This window comes from Staphylococcus felis (assembly GCF_003012915.1).
Lineage (GTDB): Bacteria > Bacillota > Bacilli > Staphylococcales > Staphylococcaceae > Staphylococcus > Staphylococcus felis.
Genome location: NZ_CP027770.1, coordinates 1,369,646 through 1,383,339, shown reverse-complemented (window position 1 = coordinate 1,383,339; position 13,694 = coordinate 1,369,646). Strand labels below are relative to the sequence as shown.

Genomic DNA, 13,694 nt, shown 5'->3' with positions numbered 1-13,694 from the left:
ATGGCAGTACAAATTGTAGTAAATATCTTTTTAGCTTTATTTTGGTTATTTTTATCAGATAGCTATACAATGAATAACTTTGTTTTAGGCTATTTATTCGCATTGTTACTTGTGTTTTTAATGCGTAAATTACTACCTGGACGATTTTACATGATTACGCTTTATAAAATTGTAATGCTCATTTTCGTATTTTTGGTAGAACTCATTAAAGCCAACATTGATGTATTGCGTATTATTCTTCGACCTCATATTAAAAATGAATCTGCCTTTTTTGTTTATAACACTGAACTAGAACATAAATGGCAAGTCGCATTATTATCAAACTTAATCACCTTAACCCCTGGAACAGTTGTGATAGGTGTTAATGATGATATGAAGCGACTCTACATTCACTGCTTAGATTTTTCAACTAAAGAAGCAGAAGTCGAAAGTATTAAATCATCTCTTGAAAAAGCAGTGAGAGAGGTTGGTGAGTTATCGTGAACTTAGACATTTTTATCATTATTGCCCTAGTTATCGTTGTTTTATCAATTCTTGCCATTTTAATTCGTGTCATTATTGGACCTTCTCTTCCAGATCGCGTTGTCGCTTTGGATGCAATAGGTATCCAATTGATGGCAGTGATTGGGTTGTTTTCGATTATTTTGGGGACACACTATATGATTGTAGCGATATTATTAATTGGGATTCTTGCATTTTTAGGAACTGCCGTCTTTGCGAAATTTATGGATAAAGGTCAGGTGATTGAATATGACAGAAATGATCGTGATTAGCATCGGATTAATTTTAGTCATTATCGGCGCTTTATTCAGTGCTTTAGCTGCAATTGGCATGATTCGGTTAGATGATGTCTACTCAAGAGCACATGCAGCAGGTAAAGCTGCAACATTAGGCACCATGCTTCTTTTAACCGGAACATTTATCTACTTTATCGGTAAAGAAGGCTATGTTAATTTTCAACTCTTAATTGGTATCGCCTTTGTATTTTTAACAGGTCCTCTTTCAAGTCACTTAGTTTTAAAAGCTGCTTATAACTTAAAAACACCTGCATCAAAGCGTATGAAACTAGACGAAGTAAAAGATGATTTAAAAAACACAAAGCTATAAATATAAAAATTGAGGCTACAAAATAAGTAGCGTAGAGATGATTCATGATTGAATCGTCTCTACGCTTTTCTTTTATCAATCATTCGTATTGTTTGGCTCGCATTTCCTAGGGGGATGGGTCGAGCCGCGGTCTCGACGCTCATCCTATTCCCTCAGGAGTCTCGCCAACAATACGACGTGATATACATGTCATTTTACATTAAAATACTTTGAAAAAAGACACTTTTGTATCATTCAAAAACAAATAAAAAACCACGAGAAATGATAATTGGGAATCTTTTAATGTGCAAATGAGCCAAAAGCTTTCTAATTCAGAAATACAAAGAATCTGTAGATAAAGAAAAATTGATGAAGAACCTGTTTTGTGCTTATGGCATTAAATATAAGGAAATTCGTTGTACGTCGTGCGACTAAACATAGCATTAAAAGAAAAACTTCGAGATTTTTCGTAAATTCTTACGAAAACCTCGAAGTTTTTCGACTACTGATTTATATCTCAGCGCGCTTTTTAAATGTACTATGCTTATGATTTTACTTTTTTTATAGCGATTGTTCCTCGCATAATCGTAATTAATTGATCTTTTTCATCAGAGATTCGAATATCCCACACATGCGTCAAACGACCTTGATGTACTATTTGAGCGGTGGCATAGACCATTCCTTCTTTTACGGATCGAATATGATTGGCATTCATTTCTAAACCTACTGGAATCTCTTTTTGTGTATCGACTAGATGAGTAGACCCTATCGAACAGGCTGTTTCTCCTAATGCCATTGTGGCTCCACCATGTAAATAGCCAAAAGGTTGCTTCACCTTATCAGATACTGGCATCCCCATTTTGATATAACCGTCTTGTTGGTCGAGTATTTCCATATTTAAAAGTTCTACTAAATGCGTCAAAACAACGCCCCCTTTGATATCATTATAATACAAATGCTGCAATTGTTCCCATGATAATGAGTGGTATATTATAAAATACAAAGTTTGGAACACATGTATCTCGAATATGATCGTGTTGTCCATCAACATTCAGTCCAGCAGTTGGCCCGAGTGTTGAATCGCTAGCCGGAGAGCCCGAATCTCCAAGTGCACTTGCAGTACCAATCAATGCAATCAGCGCCATTGTACTCATTCCTAAAGATTCACCAAACGGAATAAATAATGCTGCTAAAATAGGAATAGTCGCAAATGAAGAGCCTATGCCTAATGTTACAATCAAGCCGATGATATACATCAAAACGATACTTAATAATTTATTATCCCCTGCAATATTCGTAAGGCTATGCACAAGCTTTTCGATATCTCCTGTTTCATTCATCACGCCTGCAAAACCATTCGCAGTCAAAATCACAACACCAATATACGCCATAATTTTAATACCCTCTACAAATTGATTATCTAATTGACGCCATGCATAAGCTCCAGATATAAAGAAGACGAGAACCCCAGCTAAAGCACCAAAAATCATAGAATTTGTCATCGTTTGAACTAAAAATGTTGCTAATATAGCAATAACAGTCACAACTAGTACATACGGTTTTAACTGTGATTCGCTTTCTTTTGCTGTCATCTGCATTTCTTTATATACTCTTGGTTTGCGAAAATAAAATGTTGCTAATATTAAGCCGATAACATAGCCAGATGCAGGGATTAACATTGCTTTCCAAATTTGGTTAAATTCAATGGGGTGATTCGTCTTTTCAAAACCTGTCTGAATAATTTCTTGGAAGATATGACCAAACCCAAACGGTAATAAAACATATGGAAAACATAATCCAAATCCTATCATTACAGCTATTAATCGTCTATCTAATTGTAACTCATTGAATAAACTTATTAATGGTGGAATTACAATAGGAATGAATGCAATATGAACAGGAATGACGTTTTGACTCATAATACTTAAAATAAGCAAACTGACCAAAATAATGACTTTCACTTTAATACGCGACGTTTTCGTTTTTTCAGCACGTATTTTAGTAATAATTTTGTCTACAAGGTAGTCAGTTATACCACTATATGATATCAATGCTGCAAACCCACCTAATAACGCATAACTTAAAGCCACTTCAGAACCATCAACAATATTTTGAGTGAATGTTGTAATGGTATGCGATAATGATAACCCCGCAACTAGTCCTCCAACTAATGCACTTATAAATAAACTAATCACTACATTTAAGCGGCATAAACATAATATTATCATCAGTACTACCGCAATTACGACTGCATTCATTCTGTCCACTCCTTTAGTACGCTATCGAATTAAAGTAATAAGCATATGTTATCAATTTTATACTAATAAGTCAATATGAGAAAGCTGATTCCTGCTCGTTGTATGATGATATTCTGACCTATATCTCAATATCTTATTATTCATGACTTTATTTTTTGATATTAAAAAGGAGCGAATAAGTCTAAAGTGGTTTATCATTCCACTTGCCTATTCACTCCATGATTGAATATCAAATATGATTCATATGCGTTAGAACTGTGATTTCTGAGTTAACCATTCAACAATCGTTGTAATCATATATCCTGTTGCACCTTTAGGACCTTTATACGTTTGCTTTTGTGAAGTTGCAGGACCAGCAATATCGAAGTGTAAGTGTGGTGTACTTCCACTGAAATGTGTCACGAATGCAGCTGCAAATAGTGCACGTCCTTGTGCATTAACATGGTTTGTTAAATCAGCTACTTCAGAAGATTTAATACTTTGTCTTTCTGTATCTGTAATTGGTAATTCAAATACAGGTTCATCTGCAGATTGAGCAACTTGTAATATTGATGAAAGTGTTTGTTGTTCTACATTTTTGTTAAATACAGCCGCTTTATCTTCTCCTAAAGCTACAATTGCTGCTCCTGTAAGCGTCGCAAAGTCCATAATTAATTGAGGTTGATATTGGTTTGCATAAAATGTCGCATCCCCTAATACAAGTCGACCTTCTGCATCAGTATTTGGTACTTCAACAGTGTCACCACTTAAAGCTGTAAATACATCATCTGGTTTCATTGCATTATTAGCAATCATATTTTCTGCTGCTGCAATTACAGCTACAATATTCATTTTTAAGCCAAGTGCTTGCACAGCATCAACAATTCCAATCACATTAGCTGCCCCACACATATCATATTTCATTGAAGGCATACCCGTTTTCGATTTGATTGAATATCCTCCTGAATCATAAGTAATCCCTTTACCTACTAAAGCAATCATATCTGATTCGTGCTCAGGATCACCATGATACTCTAAAGTAATAAGACGTGGTGGATGAATCGACCCTTTACCTACCGCATGAATTAATCCAAATCCTTCTTGTTGAAGCTCTTTTTCATCTTTAATATTAACAGTCACCGATGTCGACGAGAAATAACTACTCGTTGACTCGGCTAAATATTGAGGTGTCATAATATTAGGTGGCGTATTGCCCAAGTCTCTTGCATGATTAATGGCACGACCTAAAATTTTACCTTTTTGGAATAATTTTTCGACAAAATTCGGCTTTTGATTATCAAATTTAATCTCAAGTTTGAATGGTGCTTTCTTATCTGAACGATAATGATCAAACTGGTATATGGATTGCTCACTTTGTAATCCCATTAATTTATATATTGTTTCTGCGTCCACACTTTTAGCTAAAAATGTATTTTGTTTGAGACGGATGTGTGAGATAGGTTCGTTTTTTAAATATTGAAAGAGATTGCCCCATATTTTTAAATAATCCTTTTGATTTAATTGATTAATATTACCTAAACCAATAGTCACAATAGGCTGAAGTTCATTATTTATATGTATAGAAGTATGTCTAACTTTACCAAGTTGGGAAACAATAATATGGTTCTTTTTCAATTCAGTTAATGCATTATAAAGTGGCTGCTCAGATTTGACCTCATTATCATATTGCGTTAAATGCTCTGGCACTCCTACTACAAGTACAGATTGATGCTGTTGTTTTGTCATTTTTATCCTCTCCTTATAAAAATAGACAAACTCACCCTCCACATGATTGAAGCGCAGTTTGTCTATTGCTATGTGACATAGCTTTAATTGATTGTATTAAAATTTACCTTTTTTGAATGCTAAGCCCATGCCACCAATTTTAAATACAGCACGTGTATCAATCACACGTTTCATAAATGCCGCTTTTTTACCAGTGATTTCACGGCCATACACAACACCTACACCGTCACGGCTACCTAGTGAACATACTGTTCCACGATCTACGTATTTGAAGTTTTCAGTTGGTTCACCATTTAAGATATGCTTAATGTTTTTAGCTGTATGCTCACCTTGTTGCATTGCAATTTGAGCAGTAGTTGGTAATGGACGTTCTTCACCTTCTGGAATAAACGCAGATACGTCACCAATCACAAAGATATCATCGTAACCATCGATTGTTAAATCTTGGTTTGTAACGATACGTCCACGTTTTACACCTTCAAATGATTTTTCCATTAATTGACTACCGCGAACACCGGCAGCCCATACGACTGTGTTCGCTTCAAGTTGTTGCTCTTCATCATTCACTTTCACAACAAACCCTTTTTCATTTGCAGCAACAATCGGTGTACCCACTTTAAACTCTACTCCACGCTCTTCCAAGTAACTAACTGCATGGTTAACTAACTCATCAGAGAACATTGGTAACATTTTAGGTGCAGCTTCAACACATGTAATTTTGACTTTACTTTGATCTACACCGTACTTGCTTGAAAGTTCAGGTACACGATCTGTTAATTCACCTAAAAATTCAACACCTGTGAATCCGGCACCACCTACTAAAATTGCTAGGTCTTTATCATTTTTTTCTTTTGATGCAGCATAGTTTGCAAACTTATCTTCAATGTGACGTGAAATTTCGCGAGCTGTATGAACATTTTCGATTTGGAATGCATATTCTTTCATACCGTTAATACCAAATGTTTCAGATTCAAATCCTAATGCAACGACTAAAATATCAAAGTCGAACACACCGTTTGTCGTTTCAACTTTTTTAGCATTGCGATCAATTTTAGTTACTTCAGCGCGTACAAAGTTAACATGGCTTTTTAATACACTTTCAACAGGGTACAATAAATCTTCATAACTTATTGTACCTGCTGATGCCTCATGTAACCATGTCGATTCGTAATGGTAATCATTTTTATTGATTAACGTAATTTGAGCTTCTTCTTCAGATAATTGCTTTTGAAGTTTACTTACTGTTTGTAAACCTGCATACCCCGCACCTAAAACAAGTACTTTTTTACGTTCTGCCATTTGTATTCACCTATTCTTTCCTAGTTAATATTCATAATTGTCCTTATACACTGTATACCCGCATCGTTTGATTTATATACAAAATTGTAAAATACAGTCATTTATAAGTGTATAGTTTTTTGTATGTGAATTCAAGTTAATCTGCTATTTCTTTAACGATATTATCATGTACTTTAAAAGCATGATTAATATGCCTACTTACAGATTTACTTCACGATATGTAAGCGCTTTTATATCGGACCTTAGTATAATTGGTTGACGGATTGGATTGCAACTTGAAACAATTAAAAGCATTTTAAAGGAAGATAGGACATAAATATCTCGAAGTTTTCTTATAATGAGATGATTCATTCAATGATACGAAAGCGTCTTATTTTTAAAGTATTTAATGTAAAATTACATGCATATCACGTCATATTGTTGGCGAGACGCCTGAATCGAGTAGGAGAGTAGCCATTAATTGACTACTCGTCCTCTCACACCACCGAGCGTACGGTTCCGTACTCGGCGGTTCAATATCTTGCGTAAGCCAACTCTGCAAGCTGGGTTAATGGTATCAGTCCCCACTTGTAGAGTTGTTTTGTTGTAAGTGCACGATGAACCTCGTGCGTGTTTGATAGTCGCCAGTACTTTTTTCGAGACTGTGCGATTTTCATCGCACTTCTATGGTCAAGACCATATTGGTGCAACATCTTATACTTAGTTCTTACTCTTTTCCACCGTTTAAGTATGAGTTGTCTAAGTCGGCGGTTTAACCAAGATTGCGTGTTTTCAATAAATTCTCTGATAAAACCTCTACCAAAGTAATTTATCCAGCCTCTCGTCACTTGGTTAATTTCAGTGATAATCTCTTTAAAGGTACCGGGTCTATTTCGTTTCGTTATTTTCCTTAAGACGCGTATTAAATTTCTTTTTGCTTCCGTAGTCGGTCTGAAACGACAAACCCCATTTACCTTGGTTATTAGACAACTCAAGAACTTTAAACGTGTGACTGCTCCTATTCTGCTTTTATCTTCATTGACAGCCAACTTCAGTTGCTTTTCAATGAATTTCGTTACACTCATCATTACGCGTTCACCTGCACGTTTTGTCCGTACAAAGATGACAAAGTCATCTGCATAGCGTACAAACCGGTGTCCACGCTTTTCGAGTTCTTTATCCAGTTCATGTAGATAGATATTACATAGTAAAGGAGAGATAACGCCCCCTTGTGGTGCACCTATCTTTCTTTCTGCGACTTCGCCAGATAGGTCAATGGCACCTACTTGTAAACTTCTACGGATAAATGTTGAAATTGACTTATCTTGAACATGGCGTTCGAACAAATACATCAGCTTATCATGATTTAACATGTCAAAGCACTGTTTCAAATCACAATCCACGGCTATTTTATAGCCCTCTTCGTAGTAAATAGCGCATTGCTTAAGTGCTGTTCCTGTGCTACGATTAGGTCTGAAACCATGGCTATGATTCGAAAATGTTCGGTCGATGCTGGGTTCAATCACTTGTTTAATCGCTTGTTGTATTACCCTGTCTCTAGCGACAGGGATACCAAGCACACGCATTTTCCCATTTGGTTTGGGAATTTGCACTTTTCGAACTGCTTGAGGTTGGTATGTGCCTTCAAGCAGTTTTTTCGTTATCTGTGAAAAGTACTGCGCAAAGTGAGCACGAAGTTCACTGACTTTCATGCCGTCAATTCCAGGAGCACCTTTGTTTTTCTTAACTTTCTTGATAGCTTTTTCTATGTTGTCTGGTCTTACAACAAGCTCCATCAATGATGGAGACTTACGATACATTTCTTTCATTTCACCTAAGATTTACTGTACACACTTATGTATTCTTTTTTTTTCGTTCCACTACTTATCCTTCCATAAGCTGCCGATTAAACCGTATTCTGTACGTCGTAAATCTATAACCTCCAATCTTTACTTTGTATTGAATATTGTTCAGTCCTTCGGTACATTTTCCCTACTATGACTTCTGCTGACTTCTCATCATTCGTTGTTACTACGGTAGAGTACCGCTGATGAGACCTCCCCGGGTAAGATGTAACCTCTTTCCACTCATGTCACCGCATCATTTACTATATAGAACTCGGGTAGTATTGGACTTTATCTTGTTCCGCAGATTCATCCATTCTACATAGCCTTGTATGATGTTTCTGTTCGTCAGTGCGAGTGTTTGCGTCCGACTTCCTTCAGATTCCACTTCGCAATGGACACCCTTGTCTTTCGCTAACAGTTCCTACTACCAAGCCTGTAACGGACTTTCACCGTCAAGATGTTACCCATGCCGGGCGCACGGGAATAGGATAAGCGTCGAGACCGCGGCTCGACCCATCCCCTAGGAAATGCGAGCCAAACAATAGGAATTATTGATAAAAGAAAAGCATAGAGGTGATTCAATCATGAATCATCTCTACACTATTATTTTGGGATTGATGTCCCAGACTCCTCTGCTTTTATTTTTACTGATACCTTGTATATTTAATTTAACATTCTTCCGGTGTGCCTGATACGTTTGCCGTCTTGAATGAGCTCCCACAACCACAAGATGCAATAGCATTTGGATTGTCAATTTGAAAGCCGCCTCCCATTAAGGATTGTTTATAATCAATAGTTGTCCCATTTAATATAGGGGCATCATTTTTGTCCACCAATACTTTAAGACCATGATATTCTAAAATTTCATCATTTTCACTTGGTGTTTCTTCTGCAGTCATACCATATGTCAGTCCTGTACAACCTCCACCATTTACCTTAATCCGTAAATACCCATCAGGCATTTCATTTTGTTGCAACATATCCTTTACTTCATATGCTGCTCCTTCAGTTACGATTACTGTTGGCATCGATATTCCTCCTTAAAAAATCCATGTTTCTTCTATATGTGCATAAATATTTTGCAATAAATCATCAGGTGTTTCACCTTCTACTAAGTCACCATTCACTAGCGCATATAGCTCGGACGAGCATATCCCACAATTTTGCAAACACCCATAATCGAGTACGTCCACATTGGGATCATTCTCTAATGTTTGAAACACATGTTCTGAACCTCTCGCCATATTTGAAATGCAAAACTCGACAATCGGATTCATTTTACACCTTCTTATACATTTTAGTGATGCTATTATAACAAAATTCGTACTATCATTCTATCCTATGGCTCAATATTTGCCTTGATTTCATCATCCAATACAATCGTTGGCATTCTATTCCATCAGGCCTATATTATAAAAAATCACAATCTATTTGGGTTCATTATAATGTTTATTTGTAAGGTATTTAAAAAAAGTCTATAATTATGGTTGAACCATTCATTCATTTTAAAACTACTTACACGTATGAATAATAGGGGTATATTTAATGATTAGCGTGTAAATAAATAGTAATTTTTGGCTAAAGGGGAATTCAAATGAAAAATTTAGTTTTATTAGGTGGCGGTTATGGAAACATGCGTATTTTGTCTAAAATATTACCAGACGCACTTCCTGAAAAATACAACGTCACTTTAATTGATCGCATGCCTTACCATGGTTTAAAAACCGAATTCTACGCACTTGCTGCAGGTTCTAAATCGGATAAAGAAGTTCGTGTTAACTTCCCTATTGATTCACGTATCAATACAGTTTATGGGGAAATTACAGACATCGACTTGGACAATCAAATTGTATCTGTTGGTCAAACACGTGTAGACTACGATGAATTGGTCATTGGTTTAGGCTGCGAAGATAAGTATCATAATGTTCCTGGCGCTAAAGAACACACTTATAGTATTCAAACACTCGCTAGTGCAAGAAAAACATATCATGATATTTCTGACCTACCGAGTCACGCACAAGTCGGCATAGTCGGTGCTGGCCTAAGTGGTATCGAACTCGCTAGTGCCTTAAGAGAAAGTCGCAGTGATTTAGACATTTATTTATATGATCGCGGTGATCGTATTTTAAATCAGTTTCCTGAAAAATTAAGCAACTACGTCAAAAAATGGTTTGATCAACACAATGTGACTGTCGTTCCAAATTCAGACATTGTCAAAGTTGAGCCTGGCGTACTTTTTAATAAAGATACTAAAAATGAGCATGACCTAATAGTTTGGACAGCCGGTATTCAACCAGTTGAAATAGTGCGTAATTTACCTATCGACTTAAGCCGCAGCAATCGCGTCATGGTCAATCAATATCATCAGATTCCTACATACACAAATGTATACGTTGTTGGAGATTGTGCTAACTTACCTCATGCACCTAGTGCGCAACTTGCTGAAGAACAAGCGGATCAAATCGCGATGGTTCTCAAAAAACAATGGGCCAATCAACCATTACCTGAAAAAATGCCTGAGATTAAAATTCAAGGCTTCTTGGGTTCATTGGGTGAGAAAAAAGGATTTGCCTATTTAATGGATACCACTGTCACAGGACGTCTTGCATCCATTTTAAAATCCGGTGTTCTATGGCTGTATAAACACCATAACGGCTAAAACATTAACAATATAAATTTTAAAAAGGGATTCTGCAGATTAGAATGATCCTCATTCATTTCTGTTAAAATCCCTTTTTACATTACTTTGAAAGACCTTATGAAAAAGCAACATGTTCTCTATGATTTTTTACTCCGTTTGAAAACGTTGTTCAATAAAACGCTTAATAGGTGGTAATTGTACGTAACCATCTGTGACATATTCATCATTCATTGTCACAAGCGGATAAAATAATTCATCTTCTCGAATTTGTTCAATAAACTGTTCGTCATGATCTGATAACGTTTCACTGTCTTTTTCAATATCAATGTACGTATACTCAAAATCAATATTAGGATATTGACGTGGCAATAATGTTTTTAACCAGTCATACGTATTTTGAGAGCTTGGTGCATTAACACAACTAGCACAAATAACTTCAGCCCCATATACAACAACGCTCACTTTATTCATGTTTAATCCCCCTTAGTCGATACAATAGATTTTTTACCTTACTTCTATTATAATGGATAAATAAACGATTAATGAACCATTTAACTCGAAAGGAGACATTTCATATGCCAACTGAAAATGCTACAATGTACGAGCAAGTTGCAGAAGTCATCGAAAGGTTGCGTCCATTTTTACTTCGTGATGGCGGAGATTGTGAACTCGTCGATGTAGAAGACGGCATCGTCAAACTACAATTATTAGGCGCTTGTGGAACATGTCCAAGTAGTACTATCACACTCAAAGCAGGGATTGAGCGTGCACTAGTAGAGGAAGTACCAGGAGTTATCGAAGTCGAACAAGTATTCTAATTGATATCATATATTTGCTATTTCATCAATTCAATAACAACGATAAATAACGAAGAAGCTGGGAACATAAATCCCAAAATAATAGTGTAGAGATGATTCATGATTGAATCATCTCTATGCTTTTCTTTTAACAATAGTTCGTATTGTTCGGCTCGCATTTCCTAGGAGATGGGTCGTGCCTTGGTCTCGACGCTCATCCTATTCCCTCAGGAGCCTCGCCAACAATACTACGTTTATACATGTCATGATTCACTTGTTATAATTTAGAAGATAATATTACTCATCAGTGTGCCTCGACTTTATTTCTTGGCTTATCTCCATTGATAACGTCTAAAACATTCAAAAGACATGTTTGAATCATTTGATCACGCGTAAGTACAGACGCACTTCCGATATGTGGTGTGACAATGACATTAGGCATCTTCAATAAAGGATGATCTGCTCGAATCGGCTCGTTGCGAACAACATCTAATGCACACCCCGCAATTTCACCTTGTTCAAGCGCTTCAATTAAGTCTTCTTCAACGACTAAATCTCCACGTCCAATATTAATAAAAAATGCATCATTTCTCATTTTTTTAAATACATCTTTATTAAATGTATTTTGCGTTTCAGGTGTTGAAGGAGCTGTACAAACTACAAAATCGCTTTCTTTGATTAATGTATCAAATGATGTATAAAACGCCCCTAGTTCGTGTTCTGCTTTAGTTTGTTGAGAGCGATTATGATATAAAATATCAGCATTAAACCCTTTTAATCTACGTGCAAAGGCTTTTCCTATCTCTCCCATTCCAAATATTCCAACTTTAGAATGATAGATATCTTTGCCTGCCAATAGATAAGGTCCCCAGCTTTCCCATTTGCCCTCTTGCACATATTTTTCAGCTTCTACGATACGTCTTGAGATTGCTAACATTAAACTAAAACCAAGTTCTGCAGTTGTTTCAGTTAAGACGTGCGGTGTATTAGATATCTCCACTTCATGATATTTTGCTGCATTAAGATCAATATTATCGTATCCGACTGCCATATTAGCGACTACCTTTAAATCTGGCGCAGCTTTTAACAATTCGTCATCGATCGACTCACTTAATGTAACTATCATAGCTGTTTTATCTTTTGCTGCCTCTATGAATTCTTTACGTGGCATCGGTGTCAAATCATGATCCCATATTTCAACTTCACCAATCGACTCTAAACGTTCGATAAATTTATGAGGAATACGTCGTGTTACTAATATCTTTTCCATTTTTTAACACTCACTTTCTTGAAGTTTTTCACGTAAAACATTTAAATCTAGAAAGCTATACGTTGGGGGTATTTCTTTAGACATAGCTTCTTCTTTTGATGTAACGCCTGTTTGAACATGAATCGTATCAATACCCACATTAATGCCAGCCATGATATCTGTATCATATAAATCACCAATCATTGCAACATCCTCTTTGTTTAAGTTAATCACTTTTAAAGCTTGTTCCATAATAGGTGTTTCAGGCTTACCAATAAAAGTTGGGTTTTGTTTCGATGAGACTGTCACTACACTAGTTAATGAACCATTCCCGGGTAAAAATCCCTGTTCTTTAGGAATTGATGGATCTTTATTTGTTGATATAAACGTGGCACCTTTTTGTACAGCTAAAGTTGCTTTAGATAATTTTTCATAATTTATCTTTTCATCCAATCCCACAACAACGTAATCAACTTCTATATGATCCACAACATCCAATTGTTTGTCACGTAAAGCTTGTTTTAAACCATTATCGCCAATCATATATATTTTAGCGTTAGGGTGCGCTTCACTAATATAATCAGCCGTCGCCATTGCTGAAGTAATAATCTCATTTGGCGTTGCTTCAATATCTACAGTCGCCAGCTTTTTAACAACGTCTTCAGGTGTTTGAGTTGAGTTATTAGTAACATATAGATGCGGAATATGATTATCATTTAAATATTTAATAAATGATGCCGCACCAGAAATCGTCTGGCTCCCTTTATACATTGTACCGTCTAAATCAATTAAATAGCCTTTATACTTTTTCAT

Annotated in this window: 16 protein-coding genes; 5 read left to right on the top strand and 11 right to left on the bottom strand. The window is 36.1% G+C overall.

Annotation, left to right across the window (positions count from 1 at the left end):
- From C7J90_RS06490 to C7J90_RS06480, 3 genes are read left to right on the top strand one after another with little or no spacing between them, the layout of a single operon-like run.
- Positions 1-483, top strand: a complete 483-nt coding sequence (locus C7J90_RS06490) for a Na+/H+ antiporter subunit E (protein WP_103210486.1) — start codon at positions 1-3, stop codon at positions 481-483.
- Positions 480-773, top strand: coding sequence for a Na(+)/H(+) antiporter subunit F1 (locus C7J90_RS06485; protein ID WP_103210484.1), 294 nt, complete (start codon positions 480-482; stop codon positions 771-773). Before C7J90_RS06490 ends, C7J90_RS06485 begins: the two co-directional genes overlap by 4 nt.
- Positions 751-1,107, top strand: a complete 357-nt coding sequence (locus tag C7J90_RS06480; protein ID WP_103210483.1) for a Na+/H+ antiporter subunit G1 — start codon at positions 751-753, stop codon at positions 1,105-1,107. Before C7J90_RS06485 ends, C7J90_RS06480 begins: the two co-directional genes overlap by 23 nt.
- A gap of 523 nt (positions 1,108-1,630) precedes the next feature.
- On the opposite strand, the gene C7J90_RS06475 is transcribed toward C7J90_RS06480, so the two are convergent.
- From C7J90_RS06475 to C7J90_RS06445, 7 genes are all read right to left on the bottom strand, one after another.
- Entirely contained in the window at positions 1,631-2,008 is a 378-nt protein-coding gene (locus C7J90_RS06475) for a PaaI family thioesterase (RefSeq protein ID WP_103210481.1), read from the bottom strand.
- A gap of 22 nt (positions 2,009-2,030) precedes the next feature.
- Positions 2,031-3,344: a Na+/H+ antiporter family protein gene (locus C7J90_RS06470; RefSeq protein ID WP_103210480.1), complete on the bottom strand. Its 1,314-nt coding sequence runs from the start codon at positions 3,342-3,344 to the stop codon at positions 2,031-2,033.
- 249 nt (positions 3,345-3,593) lie between these two features.
- Positions 3,594-5,069 (bottom strand): M17 family metallopeptidase, encoded by a 1,476-nt coding sequence (locus C7J90_RS06465; RefSeq protein ID WP_103210478.1) that lies wholly within the window; start codon positions 5,067-5,069, stop codon positions 3,594-3,596.
- A 96-nt stretch (positions 5,070-5,165) separates the two neighbouring features.
- Positions 5,166-6,368, bottom strand: coding sequence for an NAD(P)/FAD-dependent oxidoreductase (locus C7J90_RS06460; RefSeq protein WP_103210476.1), 1,203 nt, complete (start codon positions 6,366-6,368; stop codon positions 5,166-5,168).
- Between the two features lie 512 nt (positions 6,369-6,880).
- Positions 6,881-8,167 carry a group II intron reverse transcriptase/maturase gene (gene ltrA / locus C7J90_RS06455; protein ID WP_106465115.1) on the bottom strand — a complete coding sequence of 429 codons (1,287 nt, stop codon included), beginning with the start codon at positions 8,165-8,167 and terminating at the stop codon, positions 6,881-6,883.
- A 695-nt stretch (positions 8,168-8,862) separates the two neighbouring features.
- The gene (locus C7J90_RS06450; protein WP_103208153.1) at positions 8,863-9,222 is read right to left on the bottom strand and encodes a HesB/IscA family protein; all 360 of its coding nucleotides are present in this window, start codon (positions 9,220-9,222) and stop codon (positions 8,863-8,865) included.
- A 12-nt stretch (positions 9,223-9,234) separates the two neighbouring features.
- A complete protein-coding gene (locus tag C7J90_RS06445) occupies positions 9,235-9,471 on the bottom strand; it encodes a YuzB family protein (RefSeq protein ID WP_103208155.1) in 237 nt (78 codons plus the stop codon).
- A gap of 317 nt (positions 9,472-9,788) precedes the next feature.
- Between C7J90_RS06445 and C7J90_RS06440 the strand changes: the two genes are divergently transcribed.
- The gene (locus C7J90_RS06440) at positions 9,789-10,853 is read left to right on the top strand and encodes an NAD(P)/FAD-dependent oxidoreductase (RefSeq protein ID WP_103208157.1); all 1,065 of its coding nucleotides are present in this window, start codon (positions 9,789-9,791) and stop codon (positions 10,851-10,853) included.
- 129 nt (positions 10,854-10,982) lie between these two features.
- Here the strand turns inward: C7J90_RS06440 and C7J90_RS06435 are convergent, their stop codons facing one another.
- A complete protein-coding gene (locus C7J90_RS06435) occupies positions 10,983-11,306 on the bottom strand; it encodes a YuzD family protein (protein ID WP_103208159.1) in 324 nt (107 codons plus the stop codon).
- Between the two features lie 104 nt (positions 11,307-11,410).
- On the opposite strand from C7J90_RS06435, the gene C7J90_RS06430 reads away from it, so the two are divergent.
- Positions 11,411-11,653, top strand: a complete 243-nt coding sequence (locus C7J90_RS06430; protein WP_103208160.1) for a NifU family protein — start codon at positions 11,411-11,413, stop codon at positions 11,651-11,653.
- Positions 11,654-11,670: 17 nt separating this feature from the next.
- On the opposite strand, the gene C7J90_RS11890 is transcribed toward C7J90_RS06430, so the two are convergent.
- From C7J90_RS11890 to C7J90_RS06420, 3 genes are all read right to left on the bottom strand, one after another.
- The gene (locus C7J90_RS11890; RefSeq protein WP_158701914.1) at positions 11,671-11,811 is read right to left on the bottom strand and encodes a hypothetical protein; all 141 of its coding nucleotides are present in this window, start codon (positions 11,809-11,811) and stop codon (positions 11,671-11,673) included.
- A gap of 125 nt (positions 11,812-11,936) precedes the next feature.
- Complete coding sequence (locus C7J90_RS06425; RefSeq protein ID WP_103208162.1) at positions 11,937-12,902, bottom strand: 2-hydroxyacid dehydrogenase; 966 nt, start codon at positions 12,900-12,902, stop codon at positions 11,937-11,939.
- 3 nt (positions 12,903-12,905) lie between these two features.
- Complete coding sequence (locus C7J90_RS06420) at positions 12,906-13,694, bottom strand: TIGR01457 family HAD-type hydrolase (protein WP_103208163.1); 789 nt, start codon at positions 13,692-13,694, stop codon at positions 12,906-12,908.

What these genes read in the sequence shown, in the direction of transcription:
- C7J90_RS06480 (WP_103210483.1), top strand. Translation starts at nt 751, where the DNA reads ATGACAGAAATGATCGTGATTAGCATCGGATTAATTTTAGTCATTATC.
- C7J90_RS06430 (WP_103208160.1), top strand. Translation starts at nt 11,411, where the DNA reads ATGCCAACTGAAAATGCTACAATGTACGAGCAAGTTGCAGAAGTCATC.
- C7J90_RS06425 (WP_103208162.1), bottom strand. Translation starts at nt 12,902, where the DNA reads ATGGAAAAGATATTAGTAACACGACGTATTCCTCATAAATTTATCGAA.
- ltrA (WP_106465115.1), bottom strand. Translation starts at nt 8,167, where the DNA reads ATGTATCGTAAGTCTCCATCATTGATGGAGCTTGTTGTAAGACCAGAC.
- C7J90_RS06450 (WP_103208153.1), bottom strand. Translation starts at nt 9,222, where the DNA reads ATGCCAACAGTAATCGTAACTGAAGGAGCAGCATATGAAGTAAAGGAT.
- C7J90_RS06445 (WP_103208155.1), bottom strand. Translation starts at nt 9,471, where the DNA reads ATGAATCCGATTGTCGAGTTTTGCATTTCAAATATGGCGAGAGGTTCA.
- C7J90_RS06460 (WP_103210476.1), bottom strand. Translation starts at nt 6,368, where the DNA reads ATGGCAGAACGTAAAAAAGTACTTGTTTTAGGTGCGGGGTATGCAGGT.
- C7J90_RS06490 (WP_103210486.1), top strand. Translation starts at nt 1, where the DNA reads ATGGCAGTACAAATTGTAGTAAATATCTTTTTAGCTTTATTTTGGTTA.
- C7J90_RS06420 (WP_103208163.1), bottom strand. Translation starts at nt 13,694, where the DNA reads ATGAAAAAGTATAAAGGCTATTTAATTGATTTAGACGGTACAATGTAT.
- C7J90_RS06465 (WP_103210478.1), bottom strand. Translation starts at nt 5,069, where the DNA reads ATGACAAAACAACAGCATCAATCTGTACTTGTAGTAGGAGTGCCAGAG.
- C7J90_RS11890 (WP_158701914.1), bottom strand. Translation starts at nt 11,811, where the DNA reads ATGCGAGCCGAACAATACGAACTATTGTTAAAAGAAAAGCATAGAGAT.
- C7J90_RS06435 (WP_103208159.1), bottom strand. Translation starts at nt 11,306, where the DNA reads ATGAATAAAGTGAGCGTTGTTGTATATGGGGCTGAAGTTATTTGTGCT.
- C7J90_RS06440 (WP_103208157.1), top strand. Translation starts at nt 9,789, where the DNA reads ATGAAAAATTTAGTTTTATTAGGTGGCGGTTATGGAAACATGCGTATT.
- C7J90_RS06470 (WP_103210480.1), bottom strand. Translation starts at nt 3,344, where the DNA reads ATGAATGCAGTCGTAATTGCGGTAGTACTGATGATAATATTATGTTTA.